The sequence below is a fragment of the Pectinatus brassicae genome (genome assembly GCF_014201835.1).
GTDB classification, from domain to species: Bacteria; Bacillota; Negativicutes; order Selenomonadales; family Selenomonadaceae; genus Pectinatus; species Pectinatus brassicae.
The window spans coordinates 1-18630 of record NZ_JACHFH010000013.1 but is presented as its reverse complement, the minus strand read 5'-3'; the positions used below and the strand labels follow the sequence as shown (position 1 = coordinate 18630).

18 protein-coding genes and 1 pseudogene are annotated in these 18630 nt (G+C 32.4%); 2 read left to right on the top strand and 17 right to left on the bottom strand.

Annotated features, from left to right (window positions below):
* Nucleotides 1–59: 59 nt before the first annotated feature.
* The 15 genes from HNR32_RS06230 to HNR32_RS06165 all read right to left on the bottom strand — a co-directional run bounded on the left by HNR32_RS06230 (nucleotide 60) and on the right by HNR32_RS06165 (nucleotide 14908).
* Nucleotides 60–566: a hypothetical protein gene (locus HNR32_RS06230; protein WP_183860789.1), complete on the bottom strand. Its 507-nt coding sequence runs from the start codon at nucleotides 564–566 to the stop codon at nucleotides 60–62.
* 64 nt (nucleotides 567–630) lie between these two features.
* Nucleotides 631–996 carry a hypothetical protein gene (locus tag HNR32_RS06225; protein WP_183860787.1) on the bottom strand — a complete coding sequence of 122 codons (366 nt, stop codon included), beginning with the start codon at nucleotides 994–996 and terminating at the stop codon, nucleotides 631–633.
* Nucleotides 997–1014: 18 nt separating this feature from the next.
* On the bottom strand, nucleotides 1015–1143 hold the full coding sequence (locus tag HNR32_RS14105; protein WP_260162459.1) for a hypothetical protein: 129 nt from the start codon (nucleotides 1141–1143) through the stop codon (nucleotides 1015–1017).
* Nucleotides 1144–1160: 17 nt separating this feature from the next.
* Nucleotides 1161–1385 (bottom strand): helix-turn-helix domain-containing protein, encoded by a 225-nt coding sequence (locus tag HNR32_RS06220; RefSeq protein WP_183860785.1) that lies wholly within the window; start codon nucleotides 1383–1385, stop codon nucleotides 1161–1163.
* Between the two features lie 277 nt (nucleotides 1386–1662).
* Nucleotides 1663–2844 (bottom strand): ATP-binding protein, encoded by a 1182-nt coding sequence (locus HNR32_RS06215; protein WP_183860783.1) that lies wholly within the window; start codon nucleotides 2842–2844, stop codon nucleotides 1663–1665.
* A 93-nt stretch (nucleotides 2845–2937) separates the two neighbouring features.
* Complete coding sequence (locus HNR32_RS06210; protein ID WP_183860781.1) at nucleotides 2938–3162, bottom strand: hypothetical protein; 225 nt, start codon at nucleotides 3160–3162, stop codon at nucleotides 2938–2940.
* A gap of 122 nt (nucleotides 3163–3284) precedes the next feature.
* The gene (locus HNR32_RS06205; RefSeq protein ID WP_183860779.1) at nucleotides 3285–4388 is read right to left on the bottom strand and encodes a DUF932 domain-containing protein; all 1104 of its coding nucleotides are present in this window, start codon (nucleotides 4386–4388) and stop codon (nucleotides 3285–3287) included.
* Nucleotides 4389–4623: 235 nt separating this feature from the next.
* Nucleotides 4624–5760 carry a hypothetical protein gene (locus HNR32_RS06200; RefSeq protein WP_183860778.1) on the bottom strand — a complete coding sequence of 379 codons (1137 nt, stop codon included), beginning with the start codon at nucleotides 5758–5760 and terminating at the stop codon, nucleotides 4624–4626.
* 132 nt (nucleotides 5761–5892) lie between these two features.
* Nucleotides 5893–8922 (bottom strand): type I restriction endonuclease subunit R, encoded by a 3030-nt coding sequence (locus tag HNR32_RS14345; RefSeq protein ID WP_183860777.1) that lies wholly within the window; start codon nucleotides 8920–8922, stop codon nucleotides 5893–5895.
* Nucleotides 8923–8944: 22 nt separating this feature from the next.
* Nucleotides 8945–9196: a hypothetical protein gene (locus HNR32_RS06190; RefSeq protein ID WP_183860775.1), complete on the bottom strand. Its 252-nt coding sequence runs from the start codon at nucleotides 9194–9196 to the stop codon at nucleotides 8945–8947.
* 63 nt (nucleotides 9197–9259) lie between these two features.
* A complete protein-coding gene (locus tag HNR32_RS06185) occupies nucleotides 9260–9400 on the bottom strand; it encodes a hypothetical protein (protein ID WP_183860773.1) in 141 nt (46 codons plus the stop codon).
* A 51-nt stretch (nucleotides 9401–9451) separates the two neighbouring features.
* Entirely contained in the window at nucleotides 9452–10585 is a 1134-nt protein-coding gene (locus HNR32_RS06180; RefSeq protein ID WP_183860771.1) for a restriction endonuclease subunit S, read from the bottom strand.
* A gap of 11 nt (nucleotides 10586–10596) precedes the next feature.
* Complete coding sequence (gene xerA, locus HNR32_RS06175) at nucleotides 10597–11562, bottom strand: site-specific tyrosine recombinase/integron integrase (protein WP_183860769.1); 966 nt, start codon at nucleotides 11560–11562, stop codon at nucleotides 10597–10599.
* Between the two features lie 88 nt (nucleotides 11563–11650).
* A complete protein-coding gene (locus tag HNR32_RS06170; protein ID WP_183860767.1) occupies nucleotides 11651–13165 on the bottom strand; it encodes a type I restriction-modification system subunit M in 1515 nt (504 codons plus the stop codon).
* A 90-nt stretch (nucleotides 13166–13255) separates the two neighbouring features.
* The gene (locus HNR32_RS06165) at nucleotides 13256–14908 is read right to left on the bottom strand and encodes an N-6 DNA methylase (RefSeq protein ID WP_183860765.1); all 1653 of its coding nucleotides are present in this window, start codon (nucleotides 14906–14908) and stop codon (nucleotides 13256–13258) included.
* A gap of 246 nt (nucleotides 14909–15154) precedes the next feature.
* Between HNR32_RS06165 and HNR32_RS06160 the strand changes: the two genes are divergently transcribed.
* Complete coding sequence (locus HNR32_RS06160) at nucleotides 15155–15307, top strand: hypothetical protein (RefSeq protein ID WP_183860763.1); 153 nt, start codon at nucleotides 15155–15157, stop codon at nucleotides 15305–15307.
* A gap of 120 nt (nucleotides 15308–15427) precedes the next feature.
* Nucleotides 15428–17017 carry an SIR2 family protein gene (locus HNR32_RS06155; protein ID WP_183860761.1) on the top strand — a complete coding sequence of 530 codons (1590 nt, stop codon included), beginning with the start codon at nucleotides 15428–15430 and terminating at the stop codon, nucleotides 17015–17017.
* 77 nt (nucleotides 17018–17094) lie between these two features.
* On the opposite strand, the gene HNR32_RS06150 is transcribed toward HNR32_RS06155, so the two are convergent.
* Together HNR32_RS06150 and HNR32_RS13835 are read right to left on the bottom strand one after the other, a co-directional pair.
* A complete protein-coding gene (locus HNR32_RS06150; protein ID WP_183860759.1) occupies nucleotides 17095–18276 on the bottom strand; it encodes a tyrosine-type recombinase/integrase in 1182 nt (393 codons plus the stop codon).
* Between the two features lie 140 nt (nucleotides 18277–18416).
* Nucleotides 18417–18630 (bottom strand): annotated as a pseudogene (locus HNR32_RS13835) (group II intron reverse transcriptase/maturase); the annotation flags it as partial.

Sequence of the window (18630 nt, the reverse complement as noted above, 5' to 3'; positions counted from 1 at the left end):
AGGGAAAAATAATTCCCTGCGATTATACTAATAATGTATTTTATTAAATGACCGGCTACTTACATTCCATGTAATGAAATATTATACTTTTTTACCATGTTCTTTAATTTCATATCTCCAGATTTCATGGATTGATCATATTCTTTCATTAATAATTTTAATTTTTCTCCTTGAGTTTTTTCATTTTGCGTTAATTTAGGATTATTCTCCAAGAGTTTTTTCATAAACATCATTTTTATTTTTATCATTTCTTGTAATTTTATCTGAGCATTATCATAGTCTTTACAAATTGCATCAAATTCTCTTTTCTTTTCATCATCGTTATTATCATCTAACTTTATTGTTTTACTTCCATGAAACATTAAATTAATCTTATTAAGATCTTCTAATGATTTTTCGGCTCCCTGTATCTGTTTATTAACTTCACTTCTTTCATTACTCGGAAGTGCTTTATCTGTATAGTTATTTGTAAAACCATAATAGTTCGGAACAAGATACATTTCTAGTGCAATTTTAAGTGCAACTATCTTATGCTCTAAATCCTTTTGTTTTTCATCTTTTGACATGCCACACCCTAATGTTAGTAGTATTAAAAGTAGGCACATTATTGACATCAACATTTTTTTTGTATTATTCATCATCTTTTTTATCCTCTAGCCTTTCTGACCGATCATCATTTTCTTCTACTTCATCACCTACTTTTCGCAAACCAATTATCCCTAAGATTACAATTATTACTATACCTATCAAAAATATAATCCAATGACTAATTAAAAAACCTATTCCCATTTCTATAATTTTTAATATAATTGTAACTAAAATTACAGCTCCAATTAGAAAGCTCAAGAATACACTAAAACATCCCTTTGCTTCACCTTCTGGCCCATTAGATATTATAGTATGAGATTTCATATAACTGTATGTGCCAGCAATACCTAATATTGGAACTGCTATAAAATATATAATACTAACCAAAGAATCCGGCAAATGAAACATTAAAAATCCTCCCTACTTTTATTTTGATAATTTTTCTTTTATAAATCTATAAACAATTATTGGAAGTACTTTAAATAAATTTTTATAAATAGGCCAGCTTCGCTTTAATGGCCCCATGATTTCTCCATCATTCCTTTTGTCTGACATTCTTTTTCCTCCTTGATTTAATCTAAACTTATTAACTTATCTATACTAACCTCAAGTTCATTAGCTATATTGTTTAATACACCCAATGATACACAGTTAGATAAGAAGCCACATTCAATTTTTGCCATATAGCTTTGACTAATATTTATACGCTCTGCCAATTGATATTGAGTATACCCCTTACGTTTTCTGTAATATGATATTTTTATCCCTAAAAGTTTATTGTCAATATGTATAGCCATGGTGTAATACTCCTTTCCTTTATCATTATGACAGTTTTTTCATAAATTAAAATTGACCATTACTGAATATTTTTTCAGTAATGGTCAATTTTAAGATAATGCCAGACAATTTATTGACAGTACATAAATTCCCCTTGCGTCAATTTTATACTGACATAAGGGGGATTAATTTAGCAATTATATAATTTATTCATTTAATACTAAGCTTAATTATTTAAGTACCATAAAATTTTAATTAAATAAAGCAAATATAAGTTAATAATAATCTTAACTATTATTAATCTATAGCATGAACCCGTTTTAAATATTTATCAAATTGTAGAACAGTAAAATCTACTGTTCCACGTTCTGCTGCATATATAAAGCCTTTATGGATAAGCTGCGCCCTAAGCGGTGATATGGATTGTGTGGTTTCCTGCATTATAGCCGCTATCTCTTTTGTGGTACAAGGAAGATTATCACATTTAACCATTGCCGTCATAAATTCTATTTCTCTTGGCGTTGCTCTATCATGTCGTACTTTAAAAAACGATGCATCAAGACTTTGCTCAAACTTTTCATAGGCATTTTTTACAACAGCTTTAGTAATAATTTTAGCATCATTATTGCTTTCCCATATCCATTTTCCATATTCTTGCAGAAAATATGGATATCCTTCGGTAATTGCTATAACTTCCTGCAATGCATCATCAGCATAGCTTATATTCAAACGTTTAGCTGGTTCTATTAGGGCGGCTATTGCTTCTTTAGGTAGTAATGAATCTATTTCTATAAAAGAAAATAATCTTTCCGCATAAGATTTTACATCACCAGCTATTTTTGCTATCTTGGGTAATCCAGCGGCAAATATAACTAATGGATAACCTTTTTGATTTATCCGATGTAATGCAGCCATTAAAGCTTCAAATTCATTGCTTTTCATGTATTGAATCTCATCAATAAAAATAACTGCACCCTTTTCTTCTTTTTGAGCAATATTTCCTAATGCTAAAAATAATTCTGTCATATCATTAGCTAGATCCCCAGTATCAGATATCCCAGTAGCCGGATTTATATTAGGACCAATTTCAATAGAAATATCATCCCCATAGGAATACTTTAATGAAAAGGCTTTTAATATAGATAATGCTTTTTTAGCATGACTGGTAATATTTTCTTTTATACTAAGTTTATTTATCAATTTAGATACATGCAAGATAAGATGTTGTCCAAACGAATAGCCTCGTTCAGATATTTCCATGTATTCTGATGGCAAATCCATTTCATTAGCCATATTTTCAATATGATTTAATAAAACTGTTTTACCAACCCCTCGCAATCCATAATAAATTACTGAACGAACAGCAAAACCAACACTTACTGATTTTAAAATGCTTTGTGCTTCATTTATAGTTTCTTCACGACCTGCTAAATAGGCAGGTGTCATACCAGCACCTGGTCGATATGGATTAGGCAGCATATCTATACCCCTTTCGTTTACAATTATCATTACTGTATATTATATCCTATATATACTTATATTTATATATAAACGTAATATTTTTATTATATTTTATTTTTTAAATATGGTTTCTAGGTTACCATTTTCATCTTTTACTGATACTGGTAATTTATTTGTCATGATTGCTGTATTTTCTGCCAGGATCTTAGCCTGCATTGGATTTAATATAAAATTGATATTAATATGCTTTCCCTGTAAATTTATATTTAAATTACCATTATCATCAGCCAAGATAAGCTGCAAATCATTATATGCTAAACAAATTGATATACTCATAATATAAATCCCTACTTTCATTTTTTATGTCCTAATGTCCAATGATTTTAGGGTGTATAAATATATTTAACCACTATATACACCCTATTTTTACTGGACATCCATGACATTTGGACATAATTTTATGCTAATTCTACCTGCGAAGTTATATCGATCATATTACTTCTATTAGGCAGCGTTAATATTTTATTACTATTAGGCAATGCCAATAATTCTCCGCCAATTCTTTCTAAATCTGTTGCCCGATTATAATCTTCTACATCCTGACTAGCACGAGTAACTGCATTAATAAGACCGAAAGCAGAATTATCATTCGCCATAATAAAATGGCGTAATATGCTGGCTTCTTCATTTTTATTTAAAGTATATTTATCTGCTAGTATTTCTACTGTTTTTATCGGATCACTACCTGTAGACTGTCTTTTACTATCTCTAAATTTCTCTACAATAAGATTAAACTTGGTTTCATCAACAGCTGTTCTTACAGTGTCTTCAACTTTCATAAAAAATGCTTTATCATCTGCTTTTAGTGTTTCATCAGAATATATTTCATAAGCAGCATCCATTGTGTCAATCTGCCGACCAACATGATATTTTTTCTGTGTATAGTCCTTAGCAATAAGACCATTCTTGCATACAAGACGATATATTAATGGCTCCACTTTTAAAGAACCAAGTCCTACCTCAGAATTTGATATAACAAAACCAGCCTGCACAACATCATTTACAGCGACTTCCGCTTTTAACCGTTTATTTATGACCTTTAAATACATATTGGTTTCAGTAACATCACAGGAAATTATCTGTGCTCCCTTTATTTCTTGAATAATAGGCAGTACAGTCGTTGCCAATTCTAAATTATCCAAACGTCTATATCTATCCGACAAAAAGGCCCGTACCTTATTATCCAAGGTACGGACCATTCTTTTTTCTGGTGTTTTTCTAAACCAACCGTTAATATTCATATCTAGCAGGATAGGATTTTCTTTACGCATCTTGTTATAGTACTTTAACGGAATTTGCAGCCTATTTGCAATTTGGCTATGGGCTAAATCATTTAAAGTCAAATGAACCATATCTCCATTTAAATCTATTTGCATATTCGACTGTCCATATTCATCTGTAACCACTGTTAGATATCTGGTATCTGCTACATAATCCTTTCTAATTTCTCTCTGACGTAATAATTCTTTACCCAATTCTTCAATGTTTCTGCCTGTTTTCATAATTAATTTCTCCTTCTTAATAATGTAAAATATATTTATAATCTCTAAAAATCATTGTGATATATCTACAAGATTTCCTTTATCATTTTTATAATATATAATTATTTTTTTTTATTTATTCAGTAATTTCTTAATCACACTTTATATATAAAAATACCGCTAGACCTGTATTGAACTTGCAAAATCTAGCGGCATTATAATATAATTTTTTTTGCTATAAAAATCAACCTAATAATTAAAAAAATATACTGCGTAGTCCCGAGCAAACTGCACTGCCTACATTCTTAAGCGTCGATCCAATTGAACTAACTGCATTAATGGCTACATTACATATTTTTTTTGCTCCCTTTGAAACTATTTCTCCAACTTTTGAGCCTGCCATATAACCTACTGAACCACCTATAAACCCACCAAATGCTGTCCCAATTGGGCCAAATATAGTTCCAACTGCTGCTCCAATTTCTGCACCTTCTCCCATCGCTATTAACCCAGATGTCGTAGTTATTGCTGTTTGTTGTAGTTTATCAATACCTTCACTACATGAAAGCTCACCTGTCATAATTTTTCCAACAATTTTTGCTGATTCAATTCCTACATACGCAATATTAGCAATTGTTCCTGCCGGTGTTCCTTTTGGAATTAATGAGATAATTTCCTTTTCAGAAGCTACTTTCAATGCTCCAGAAGCGGCTGCTTTTACTCCCATATCAGCTCCCGTTTTAATAGCTTGATCAATAACTTCTTTACTATCTATTTCTTCATCATTCCAAAGCTTACTAGCAATTTCCATTCCTACACCAATTGCTGCACCTTGAAGAGCCACATGTCCTGCTTGTTTACCAATACCAATCGCAAGATCTTTCGTTTTATATTCATTCCAATTTAAATCATCCCATTTACCACTTTGAGCTTCATCTCTCATCTGTTCAGCTTTTGATTTTGTTAATGGATTACTGCACGTCCCATCCGGTGCCTCAATTACACTTGTTGATTTCCCATTAATATCTGCTTGTTGTCCTCTATAATCCCCGTGTTCAAAAGCTTTATTAGTTGAATCAGCATCTTTACAATATTTACATTGATAACGTTTAACAATTTTCCCATTTTTGTCTTTAATAACAATATCTACGGAATTCTTACCATAACCTGTTCCATCAGGTTCTAAAACTTCAGCTCTATATTCACTTCCAGTTGCCTTAGCATTAAGATTAAATGTTTGAGCATGATGTTGTTCTGCAATAAATCCATCCAATCGCGGATTTTGATTAATTACTCCTGCATTTGTAGTAATAGTATTATTTAATGCCTCATTTGCTGTATTTAATGCATCATCCAAATTATTTAAATAACAAACCATTTTCTGATCGGACATTGCAGCTGTAGCTTTTTTAGTCTCTGATGCTAACCAATTTTCTTTACTTCTTCCATTATTAAGAGCAATATTTAACGATATTTTATTCTTTTCATTTTATCGTATTTATTAACAACTTCATTTAAATACATTTCATATAATCATGTTTTCACTCATTAACTCTGCCTGTTTAATAACTGTATCAATTGCATTTTTTGCTTGTTCAGGTGGATATTTATATTTACGCAGCAAATGTTTAATCTGAGTGCGCATATAAGCCCGCACTGATTGTTTTTTATCCCAATCAACAGTTCTACTTTTTTGGATAAGTATTGTTAGCTCATGAGCCATTTCAACAAGTGTTGAATCTTCCATATTTTTAAGTACTTCTGGATCAGCGACAAGAGCATCATAAAATGCTAGTTCTTCTGGGCTTAAACCTTTCACCTCTCCAGCAGCGTATGCTTTTGCTATTTCTTGGGAAAGATTTAAAAGTTCCTCAATGACCTCTGCACTTGTTACCATCCTATTATTATATCGCTTAAGTACATTCTTCATTTTTTCAGAAAAAAGCTGTGCCTTTACAATACCTGTTCTTGAAAACACTTTAATTTTGTCTTCTAATAGATTACGCAACATTTCTGCTGCTATATTTTTATGCTTCATCTTACGCACCTGGTCCATATATTCATCTGATAATAAAGAAATCTCTGGATTTTTTTGCCCAGATTTTTCAAAAATATTTACTACACCATCTTGTTCAATAGCTTGTTCAAGCATATTTATAATACGAGCATTAATTTCATTCGATGTAATTTTACCCTTACCACCAACTTTGCAGATTCCTGCTTTTACACATTTAAAAAATTCAATTTCTTTTTTATCATGATCATCTATAAGACTTCGACAAAGCGTTTCTGCTTGACTTAATGCAGTTGCTTCTCTAATATATTCTTTTGATTCATCTTCTTCAAATCCAAGAGCAAATTCAACACCATCAGCAATCACTTTTAACCGCTGTATATCAGATTCTCCAAAAAAACTACTATAATTAAATCCATAGAACATATCGCGCATAACTTCTAATTTCGCCATAGCAATAGAATATACAACATTAAGATCCGGCACCTTATCCTGATCACGTTTAGTATACTGATTTAAAGCAATCTTCAATTCTGCCGCCATTCCAATATAGTCTACTATCAATCCAGCTTCTTTATCTTTATACACCCTATTTACACGAGCTATAGCCTGCATTAATGTATGTCCCTTCATTGGCTTATCAATATACATTGTTGCCATTGAGGGGACATCAAATCCTGTTAACCACATATCTACAACTATAGCAATCTTAAAATCACTGTCGTTATCTTTGAATTCAATCATTAAGCCATCACGGTATGCCTTATTCCCAATGATATCATGCCAATCTTCTGGATCTTGATTGCTAGATGTAAGAACCACTTTAACTTTTTTATTCCATTCAGGACGTTTTTCTAATAATGTCTTGTACAAATTTATTGCAATACGACGGGTCATACAAACAATCATAGCCTTACCAGTCAAAACATACTGACGATCCTCATAATGAGCTATAATATCATTAGCCAGCATGTTAATACGATCTGACGAACCAACAACAGCTTCAATACCTGAAAGATCAGTTTTTGATTTTTCAATTTCAATTTCTGTAGACTCGCCAACTAATCTTGCATATTCGTCATCTATTTGTTTCAAAACTTCTTCATTAAGCTTCAATTTTGGGGTTCTATTTTCATAGTAAATTGGTACAGTTGCACCATCATCAACAGCCTGTGTCATATCATAAATATCTATGTATTTACCAAAAACTTCTATTGTTGATTTGTCCTTCATATCGATTGGCGTTCCAGTAAAACCAATAAATGTAGCATTTGGAAGAGCATCACGCATATGTTTTGCCATCCCATATTTCCACTCACCAGTTTCTCTATCAAATTTAGCTTCCGTACCATATTGAGAACGATGTGCTTCGTCTGCCATAAAAATAATATTACTACGGTCATTAATAATATCATCGTTTTCTTCAAACTTTTGAATAGTCGTAAATATAATTCCGCCAGCCTTAACCTTCAGCAATTCTTTTAAATGCTCTCTACTTTCTGCCTGTTTCGGTATTTGACGAAGAAGCAGCTTTGAACTAGCACTGAAAGTTCCAAAGAGCTGATTGTCCAAATCGTTACGGTCAGTAAGCACAACGATAGTTGGATTCTCAAATTCTGGATTACTCACAACCAATCCAGAATAAAATACCATGGAAAGACTTTTACCACTACCCTGAGTATGCCAAACAACACCAACTTTATGACTATTTTCTTCTAATGCTATTCTGGTTCTTTGCACTGCCTTACGCACTGCAAAATACTGATGATAGCCCGCTAATATTTTTATAGTTTTTCCTTGAATATCCTGAAACACAATAAAATTACGGATTATGTCCAACAATCGTTCTTTAGGAAACATTCCATTAAGTAATATTGTAAAAAAATCCGTCGAATTTTCTGCGGGCTTTTCACCATTCTCTGATTTCCATGCCATATAGCGAGTATAATCAGATGTAATAGTTCCCACCCTAGTATCAATACCGTCACTAATAACATTAAAGGCATTGTAATTAAACAAGATTGGAATATCCAGTTGATAATTTTTAACTTGCATATATGCTTGTTCAACTGTAGTGTTATCTTTAGCCATATTTTTTAATTCAAAAAGAATCATGGGTATTCCATTGATAAATACCAAAATATCTGGACGTTTATTCTTATACTCAATAATCGTATATTGATTTACGACCTTAAAATCATTTGCAGATGGATTATCAAAATCTATTAATTTTACAGTAAATGTACGATTTTCTTCATCTTTCTGATATGGTACTGGCACTCCTTCCACAATATACTTATGAAATGATGCATTTAGATCTTCAGCTCTTAAAAGCCCTAGGTTCTTAATTTCTTTATATGTTTCAGAAATTATCTCTTGAGTTATGCCTGGATTTATATTTAACATTGATGCTCGAAAGCAATCTTCTAAGATTACCTCATGATAATCTCTGTCGATGTCTGGGCCATATACATATTCATAACCCTTTTCCTGTAACTCTGAAATAATAGCTTGTTCTAATGTATTTTCATTAACAGACACTGTTTTCACATCCTTTCATATGTTATTTTAATATGAATTTTAAAAATGAGTTGATCCCGATAAACATTTCTTGTTGTTCGTTAAGTGTATATATATCCTTAAGCCCATGAAACATATTATTTCGTATCCTTAAAATAAAAAGTGAACAACCTGGTAATGGATTATCAGCTTTACCCTCTAAAAAATCAGAAATTAATTTTTTCTGCTGAACATTTGGCTGTCTATTCTCACTATAAATTCTCGTTTCTATGGTTTGATCATCAATATGTTTCAAATAATTTATCGCCTTTTGCTTTATGTTTTCGCAAAGATCAATTATCTTAGAAGTAATCACTTGTCATTCAGCCCATTCTATCATTTTTGATGGACTTGTTTCAGCGCCAAATTTTCTTTGTTCAAAATAACACCATAAAATACTAAATTCTCCGAGCGTATAAATCGTTTCTTTTTTTATACTATATTCTTGTTCTAAATTCATTTTCTCCCCCTAATATAAAATACTGAAAAATATAAATTAAAATTTATCGCACTAAACTTCTAATTCTGAAACATCCAATTCACCTGACATAAGCTTAGGCAGAAGAGTGTCTCTAATAATCGAAAGACTCCTACTCTCTTTTGCATTCGAAGCAATTAAGTGCATCATGTCTGATACTCTATTTTCAAACTCTAATAAAACCGATTCTTCTGGCAACACTATATCAACACTGCGAAGTTCATTTTGATTTAACCCGGGTTGCGCAGCCTTACTTGATGCTAACGTATAAATGTAATCCTTAATTTTATCATTATCCAGAGTAAAATAAAGAAAGAACTGGTATAAATTATTTAGAGTATTCAACTTATATACATGTTCGTTTATCGCACACTTTTCATGTGGAAATCCATCTAAAGCCATAGATGTTTTTCCTGTATAAGCACCGTCTTTATAAAGCAACACATCACCAGATAAGACGTGTCCTTTTTTCAAATTTCGATAGAAGTCATCGTCAATAAATTTTTCAGTCGAATAATTATAAACACCAAAACACTCTATCTTTTCAGCACCAATACTAGGAACACCAACCTCTTGTGCTCCTCCCTTAGGTCTTTTACCCGTTTCAATACTCTTTATTAAGTCACCAAGTTTTGAATTTACCTCATAACCTGCTATTAACTCTTCATATAAAACTCTTCCTTGATCCAATAAATTCCTATTTATCGCTTCATTATTTGAAATCTTCTGATCCAAACTAGACAATATACCTGCAATTTTCCTTTGCTCATTTATGTCCGGTATGTTTAATTTAAACCCATTCAAAATCGCCATTGTTAAGAACTTTGTTGATGTTCCTTGTGACATTAATTTAAATTCATGCAAACATTCTTTTAGCGCATAAAAAAGGTACTTCAAGTCATACTTATCTTCATTTTTAGAATCAATAATGTAAGTTCTTTGATATGCTTCAAACTTGCCTTCAAAATAGTTAATATGAAAATTGCCTTCAGCATTATTTCCTGCAAGTAATATTGCTGCTTGATCATATTTGTACTTATCTATTCTCAACGGAGAAGGAGCACATGTATAAAAAGGATATTCGCCCTTTTCAACGGCTGCATTCGAGTTAAGTTTTCCAGTTTTTATATTAACTACATCCACCAATTGCATCTCACAATAATTCATTTCGTTATCACCTACCCAATGTATTTTCTATGTGCATTCTTTACATTACTCTGCTTCACCATTGCATAGTGAAGAGTCGTATCTATCTTCTCATGCCCTAAGAGTTTCTGCACTTGCTCTATTGGCATTCCTTTATCTATTGCTACTGTTGCCATTGTCCTTCTGAATTTGTGGGGATGGCACTTCTTAATGCCTATATCTCTTCCAAGCTTACGAATTCTGACTTCAACGCCACCAATTTCAAGTCGTTCATTCGGTGCTCTTAATCCAACGAATAATGCCGGATTAGTATCTGATCTACTTTTCAAATACTCCTGAAGATGAAGTTTTGTCCGCGCGTCGAAGTATACCCTTCGCTCTTTATCACCTTTACCAAGTACAATGCATTCTCGTTCGTTGAAGTCTATATCATCTCGATTAAGCAAAACCAACTCACCAACTCTCATACCTGTTGATGATAAAAGATCAATCATCGCTAAATCTCTGATTTCCTTGCAGGAATCTCTAAGTCTCTCCATCTCATCATCAGTATACGTTTCTTTAACCGGAGAGGTTGTCTTAATCTTGTGAATTCTTCTAACAGGGCTTTTCAGTATATAATTCTCATCCTCAAGCCAAGTAAAGAAACTTGAAAGATTCCGTCTTACATTATCAACACTTTGCTTACTGACCGTTGATCTACTTTGATAATCTGTAAGATATTCCCTTAAATCGTCTGTTGTAATAGCCTTAACATTTTTATCTACTACCAATAACATTTTCTCAACGGTACTCTTATAGTATTTCAGAGTCTTATCTGAACGTCCTTCGAGCTTCTTTGTTGATATGAAACGCTTCAAAAGTTCAAAGGAATCATCTTCACTTATTTCCTCTTTATTAATGACATTTTCCAGAACTCTCTTTAGTTCCATAAGTTGTTGATTATCTAAAAACCGATTCATTTGGTACATAACTGAGTTAATGATCTCTTGATTCATGGTAAATACCTCCTTTGTAATAGGTATGTTACCACTAATAAAACTTATATCAACTCAATTGTCATAGACCGATAAATCACAATTTATCTTATTTACTATAGCCAATAGCAGCAAGCTTTTTACAGATCTCATCTTCTAGTTTATGAGATTCATCAAACAAATCATAAAGTTCTGAAGTAAGTCTTGTCATCTTTTCTTCGAATGGCTCGTCATCATCTTCCTGCTCTGCTATACCGACATATCTACCAGGAGTTAGGATATAATCCTGTTCTGCAACGTCTTCCAAAGTTGCATATTTACAGAATCCTTGAATATCCTCATAATCTTTTCCATGCCTCCAATTCTGATATGTAGAAGCAATTTTTTTTATATCATCTTCTGATAGTTCTCTAACCTTACGGTCAACCATAAATCCAAGGTTCCGAGCATCTATAAAAAGTATTTTTCCTTTTGCTGCACTAGTCTTTCCCTTCCTCATTATCCAAAGAGAAACTGGGATACCTGTGGAATAGAAAAGTTGACCAGGCATAGAAACAATACATTCTACAACATCACCAATTATCATATTCTTTCTAATTTCACCTTCATTCGATGTATTCGAGCTTAAAGAACCATTTGCTAATACAGTACCTGCAACACCTCCGACAGGATTCAAATGATGAAGCATGTGTTGTAACCATGCATAATTTGCATTACCAACTGGCGGAATTCCATAAGACCACCTAACATCCTCTTGCAATCTTTCGCCGCCCCAATCTGATATATTAAAAGGCGGATTAGCTAAAATGTAATTTGCTTTTAATGTTTTATGTTGATCATCATGAAATGAATCTGCATTATGTTTGCCTAGATTTGCTTCAAGACCTCTAATCGCAAGATTCATTTTAGCCAATTTCCAGGTAGTAGGATTACTTTCCTGTCCAAAAATAGAAATATCTCTTATATTGCCTTGGTGCTCCTTTACAAAACGAGCCGACTGACAAAACATACCACCAGACCCACAAGCCGGATCAAAAATTTGTCCTTTAAACGGTTCTATCATATCTACCAAAGTACGTACAATACATGATGGCGTATAGAATTCCCCCCCCAATTTGCCTTCTGCTGATGCAAATTTACTTAGAAAATATTCGTATACTCTACCCAATACATCTCTTTCCTGTGCTGCACTTGTTCCCACATCTATATTTGTAAACAATGTTACTAATTCACCAAGTCTAGTCTTATCTAGTTCACGACGAGAATAATTCTTGGTTAAAATATTCTTTAACGAATCATTTTCTTTCTCAATAGCCTCCATAGCATTATCAATTGTTTCACCTATATCTGTATTGGTAGCATGTGCTTTTATATTTTCCCATCTTGCATCCCTAGGCACCCAGAAAATATTGTCTGCAAGATATTCATCACGATCTTCTTCATCACCATAACCTTCAGCCTTTAACTGATCATATTTTTCTTTAAAAGCATCAGACACATACTTTAGAAAAATTAACCCTAAAACTACATGTTTATATTCAGCAGCATCCATGTTTGAACGTAATTTATCAGCAGCCTGCCATAATTGTTCCTCAAAACCTACATTAGTTGTACTAGTAGCCATTTATAAAAACCCCCATTTTTTAACTTTTATATCATCAAAAACCTTATATTATAATACCACTACTTTTATCTTAATAAAATCTTGCCAATTTTATTCAAAAATATTTTTTAATTTATCTATAGCTTCTATTTTCTTTTTTTTATACGCTAATACATCATCTAAAATAGCTTTATATTTCTTTGCAATTTTTTGTTGTTTATACATATCAGGAAGTGGAATAACTACTTTTTTTAACTTATCAATACTTATTGTTGGAATAGTGCTTGAAGCAGTGATAGTTTGTAACAATGCTGTTCCTATATTGCTTTCAAAAAATGCTTTGATATAATATGGATCAGCTACTTCTGTATTAATATCAATTATAAATAGGTTTCCATTAGCTAATATTTTTTTATTTCTTGGAACATCGGCTATTGCAAATTTATATTTAGGCTGTCCTATCTTAGACATAATTAAATTTCCTGATTTTACACAATATTTATCTTGCTTAGCTTCAATTTCGGTAATATATGGTAATTTTTCATTAATAACTCCATCACTAATATCTGATAGTTGTAAATAATGATATGGTGTTTCTTCATCAACTGTAATTTTATCTAAGTCTATAGCTTTAATTTGAGCTCCACGAGTAATATTTTTAATAATATCACCAAATATTACACCGTTTTCAAACTTAAATTCTTTAACAAAATATCTCGATGGATTTAACTCATACTCATTATCTTCAAAATCCTTACTATCTATCTCTTTACTTTGTTCAGTATTTGTATTTAATAGCAAAATAATCTCATCAATATTTTTGTCACTAAGCGTATTATATCGACGTCCCTTATTACATATATCACTGGCATCAATAATTCTAACTTTAGCATTATCATGACTTAAAACCACTAAATTAACAGGCATTACAGTATTAATCAGCATTTTAGCTGGCAACGAAATAACAGTTTCCAAATAGCCTTGTTCAAAAAACCATTTGCGAATATTTATATCTTTAGGTGAAAACAAAGGTCCATCTGGCATAACAGCTACTGCTTTACCTGTATTTTTAATAGTTTTTAACAATGCAGCTACATACAACCATTCTGATGACATTCCTCTCATATTACCAAGTCCTTGCGCATCCGGGAGTAACGTTTGCAAGATATCTAAACTTTCTCTTATTCTTATTCCTATTGGATGATTTGAAAATGCCTTATCAAAATTCTTACTAAATTTATTTTCAAGAACACATCTCAAAACATCTCCCTGTTCAATACTCACTTTTGCCTTTAATTTTTCACAAATCATTTTCGACCATTCGACTACTTGTGTATTTATTTCTATTCCTTGGTAAAAAGCTTTGGATTCAATCATACTTCCCAATCTAAAAAAATTACCTATACCACTACATAAATCAATTACCTTATCACTTTTTTGGATATTTAAAATTGCTAATGACAATTTTACCAAAGCATCAGATGTCAAAAATGTGGAATTTTTCTTACTGGAATTATTGCTCAGTGCATCCCATATACCACTTTCAAAAACATCTTTGCCGTATTTATAGATAATTTTATCAATTTCAGCATTATCTTTTAGGTCTTTAATAAATTTTCTATCTTTTAGCGAATATCTATCTTTGTTCAGATATTCATAAAATGAAAATATTGTCTCTTCATCTATATCCATTGTGCTCCGTAAAACATTAAAAATTTCAAGATATGCTTCTCTAGCTTTTTCAATCATTTGATTAGTACTCATTAGCCTGTCTCCTTTTTTAAGGTTTAGTTTAATCTTTATTTTGGTTGTAAATAACCTTATAAATAGATAATATCATATCATATTGATTTTAACAATACTTTTTTTGGTTATTATTTACCAATATTTTTTTTTACAAAATACTATCGACTAAAACAACAATTATTTTGTCCCTTATTTGTCCCTTATTATTTGAAAAAACCTAGAAACTACTACCAATAAAAAAAAAGACATCATTGGATAGCCCCAATGATATCAACTTTTTTTAACTATATAAAAATACTACAAAACACAATTACCCGCATTCGTAATGATCAGGTCGTAGGTTCAATTCCTATTGCCAGCTCCAGTGAAATCAAGGCCTCCGAGGTTATCGGAGGCTTTTTTGTTGTCTATTTTTAATTCTTGCGCCTTATTTTGCGCCTTAAAACTTATTTAATAAAATATTCTAATTATCTAAGAGACAAATTGCACCTTTTAACAGTATAATGAAAACAAACTATCTTAAGGGGATGTATTATCTTGAGTACAAGTGAAGTATCCATATTTGATATATTGAGAGACGCAAATGAATTCCCTATTTTATTTATCGGCGCAGGACTATCCAAAAGATATATTGTGGACTATCCCTCTTGGGAAGAATTACTGAATGCCCTTTGGAAACTCCAGAGTGATGGTCATGATTTTTTCGCAGAATTAAATAAATTAAAAAAAGATATATTAACTAAAAAACCTACATTACAAGAAGATGCTCTTCGCTTTGAACTAAATACTGAAGCTGCACAAATTATCGGTAAAAATATCGATAATCTATTTTTTGATGAAAAACTCCCTATTGATGGATTATCACAAGAAATGGCTTTTAGAGAAAACCTTTCTCCATTTAAGAAATATTTATCAAATAACTTTTCGCGACTACAAATAAAAAATGAACCAACTATACAAACAGAATTAGAGGCTTTTCAAAAACTTCTTCTTAAAACTCGACTTATTTTTACAACAAATTATGATAATTTTATTGAGACTTCATATAACCAAAATAACCATTCTATTGCTACGTATATTGGCCAAAATGGACTTTTCCAAGCAACTCTTGGTTATGCCGAACTATTTAAAATACATGGATGTATTTCTGAACCAAATTCATTGGTACTCACCAAAGATGATTATTTAACATTTGAAAAACACTCTGTTCTGATTAGTGCAAAAATAATTTCAGAAATGCTACATTCTCCGATTATATTTTTAGGATACTCCCTTACCGATGAAAATATTCGTCATATTTTAAAATCATTCATATCGTCATTAGGTAATCACGAAAAAACACAACTACGGCAAAAACTCATTATTATTCAATATGATGAATCAGCCGGAGATAACATCCATGAAAATGTTATCTTTTCAGATGATTTTCAATGTTTTTTCACACTTATAAAAACAAATAATTATTCCAGCATATATAATAAATTAGCAGAAATCGATCAAGGCGTAACTCCAATAGAACTCAGAAGATATCAACATGTTATCAAAGACTTAATTGTTACTAAGGGGCAAAAAGGTTCTTTAGATAAAATTTTTATGGGAATAAAAGACTTACCTACTGATCCAGAAGAACTATGTAGTCAAAACTGGGTCGTGTCTGTAGGGAAAGAAACAGAAATCACAATCCCCACACTCAAAAACTATATTAAAGATTACGTTACTAATAAAGAGATAGATATTACTATAGCCTTAAGATTCATATTAACATTAAATGGGAATTATCCAAAGTTAAAATACTTAACACAAACAAATATTGAAAATAGCGAATTGGAAACATTCGAAAAAACTCGCTTATTAAAAAGATTACCTTTAACTGATACAATTGCCAATATAATATCACACCCTGGAACTTTAATAAGTACTGACTTACAAGCAACGATTACCTCCATTATGTCTGCAAATGACACTATTCAAAAAAAAGATGCTACGGTATGTCGTTATATACAGAGGTTTAATTTAAATGATGTTCGTTCATATATTCTTTATTCCCTTGAACGACAACCTAACGAGCAACAACTTAGCACCGCATTTAGAAAATTATCTGTTGCATATGATCTCCTTACCAATTAAAAATAAAAGTAATTTATATAATTACCACCTAAACTAATAAATCTGGAGTTTTTTAGTTTAGGTGGTAATTATTTTTATTATTTATCAACAGGATTAATAGGCGCGCTCTTTAATATGTCATCCATTTTTTCTGCAATCTCTTTATCTGCACTCTGCTGAGATTTTGCATAAATATTCCCAGTCGTGCGGATGTCTGAATGCCCTAGTCTTGTACTTACATTTTTAATCGGCGCCCCTGCTGCTAAAAGCAAGGATGCTGACGTATGTCGTAATCCATGAAATGGCATTTGTGGCAATTCATGCTCTTCTAAAAAACGTTTAAACCAATGCGACAAGGTTGACGGATGTATTAACAAACCTTTTTCCGTAGAAAAAATCCAGCCCTGCTCCGTCCATTCATTCCCTGTCCGCATTTTTTCATTATCCTGCCATTGCTTATATTGAATAAGCATTTGTATGGTCGATTCCGGCAATGTAACACACCGAATCGAACTGACATTCTTAGGTTCTTTGGTCGATAATCCTTGATGCGGTATCGCCTGACAGCTTCGAACAATTTGCATTGTCTCCGCCATAAAATCAATATCAGACCACTGCAATGCTAAAAGCTCCCCCAATCTCATGCCTGTACACAATGCTAAGGTAATCATCATTCGTTCTCGGATTGGCACTTGATCCAACGCACTCAATAACCCTTGCGTTTCCTGTATATTGTAGGATGAAATTATTTTCTTTTGTATTTTAGGCGGATCAACCTTCTCGCAGGGGTTAGCTGGGATAACACCCCACTTTACAGCTATCGAAAGCATTGAAGACAGTACCCGATAGCAATACATTGCCGCCTGTCCATTAACATCTTCCGTTTTCCCATCCAATCTGGAACTAGTTTGCAATAATCCGTTGATAAAAGGAATGATGTGAAACGGCTGTAAGACACGAATATCTATATGCCCTATCGCTGGAATAATTCGTTGCTGCAAGCAGCGTTTATAATTTCGAAGCGTCGATCCAGCCAGCCTAGGCTCGCAATACTCTTTATACCACTGCAACGCAAAATCACCAACCTTTATTTTTACCGTCTGCGTCAAATTTCCCTGCAAAACCGAACTTTCAAATTCATAATATAATTTTTTCGCCTCACGATCATTGGCTGCCTTTACGGTTTTACGATAAACAATTTGTTTGTTGTAATAGTCATAACCATTCGTCACAGCTAATTCATACGTATTTTCTCCACGTTTTCTAATTTTCGATGGCATTATTTTTCCTCCTTTAATATAAGCGCAGGTTAAGATCTACTGCTCTTCTTTTTGCAATCGAGTAGGAGCTAAATAATTAGTTTATTTAGCGACCTCTCACACCACCGTACGTACCGTTCGGTATACGGCGGTTCAATAATTTAACGTAAATGCAATACCTCGTATTTCTTCGCTATGTTCATATAGCCTAGGGATACGAGGTATTTGTCTGTTAGCGTCTGTTGCAGAATTGGACTTCCGGCTATGCGCCAATATCCCCGTCTTGTGTTGGCATATTGCCACGCCTGTTCTTTATCCAATCCCAACCTTCTCAAATTCTCAAACCGTGCTGAGATTTTCTTCCACTGCTTCCAC

What these genes read in the sequence shown, in the direction of transcription:
- HNR32_RS06230 (WP_183860789.1), bottom strand. Translation starts at nt 566, where the DNA reads ATGTCAAAAGATGAAAAACAAAAGGATTTAGAGCATAAGATAGTTGCA.
- HNR32_RS06225 (WP_183860787.1), bottom strand. Translation starts at nt 996, where the DNA reads ATGTTTCATTTGCCGGATTCTTTGGTTAGTATTATATATTTTATAGCA.
- HNR32_RS14105 (WP_260162459.1), bottom strand. Translation starts at nt 1,143, where the DNA reads ATGTCAGACAAAAGGAATGATGGAGAAATCATGGGGCCATTAAAGCGA.
- HNR32_RS06220 (WP_183860785.1), bottom strand. Translation starts at nt 1,385, where the DNA reads ATGGCTATACATATTGACAATAAACTTTTAGGGATAAAAATATCATAT.
- HNR32_RS06215 (WP_183860783.1), bottom strand. Translation starts at nt 2,844, where the DNA reads ATGCTGCCTAATCCATATCGACCAGGTGCTGGTATGACACCTGCCTAT.
- HNR32_RS06210 (WP_183860781.1), bottom strand. Translation starts at nt 3,162, where the DNA reads ATGAGTATATCAATTTGTTTAGCATATAATGATTTGCAGCTTATCTTG.
- HNR32_RS06205 (WP_183860779.1), bottom strand. Translation starts at nt 4,388, where the DNA reads ATGAAAACAGGCAGAAACATTGAAGAATTGGGTAAAGAATTATTACGT.
- HNR32_RS06200 (WP_183860778.1), bottom strand. Translation starts at nt 5,760, where the DNA reads ATGTCCGATCAGAAAATGGTTTGTTATTTAAATAATTTGGATGATGCA.
- HNR32_RS06185 (WP_183860773.1), bottom strand. Translation starts at nt 9,400, where the DNA reads ATGAATTTAGAACAAGAATATAGTATAAAAAAAGAAACGATTTATACG.
- HNR32_RS06180 (WP_183860771.1), bottom strand. Translation starts at nt 10,585, where the DNA reads ATGAATTATTGTGAGATGCAATTGGTGGATGTAGTTAATATAAAAACT.
- xerA (WP_183860769.1), bottom strand. Translation starts at nt 11,562, where the DNA reads ATGAATCAAGAGATCATTAACTCAGTTATGTACCAAATGAATCGGTTT.
- HNR32_RS06170 (WP_183860767.1), bottom strand. Translation starts at nt 13,165, where the DNA reads ATGGCTACTAGTACAACTAATGTAGGTTTTGAGGAACAATTATGGCAG.
- HNR32_RS06165 (WP_183860765.1), bottom strand. Translation starts at nt 14,908, where the DNA reads ATGAGTACTAATCAAATGATTGAAAAAGCTAGAGAAGCATATCTTGAA.
- HNR32_RS06160 (WP_183860763.1), top strand. Translation starts at nt 15,155, where the DNA reads ATGATATCAACTTTTTTTAACTATATAAAAATACTACAAAACACAATT.
- HNR32_RS06150 (WP_183860759.1), bottom strand. Translation starts at nt 18,276, where the DNA reads ATGCCATCGAAAATTAGAAAACGTGGAGAAAATACGTATGAATTAGCT.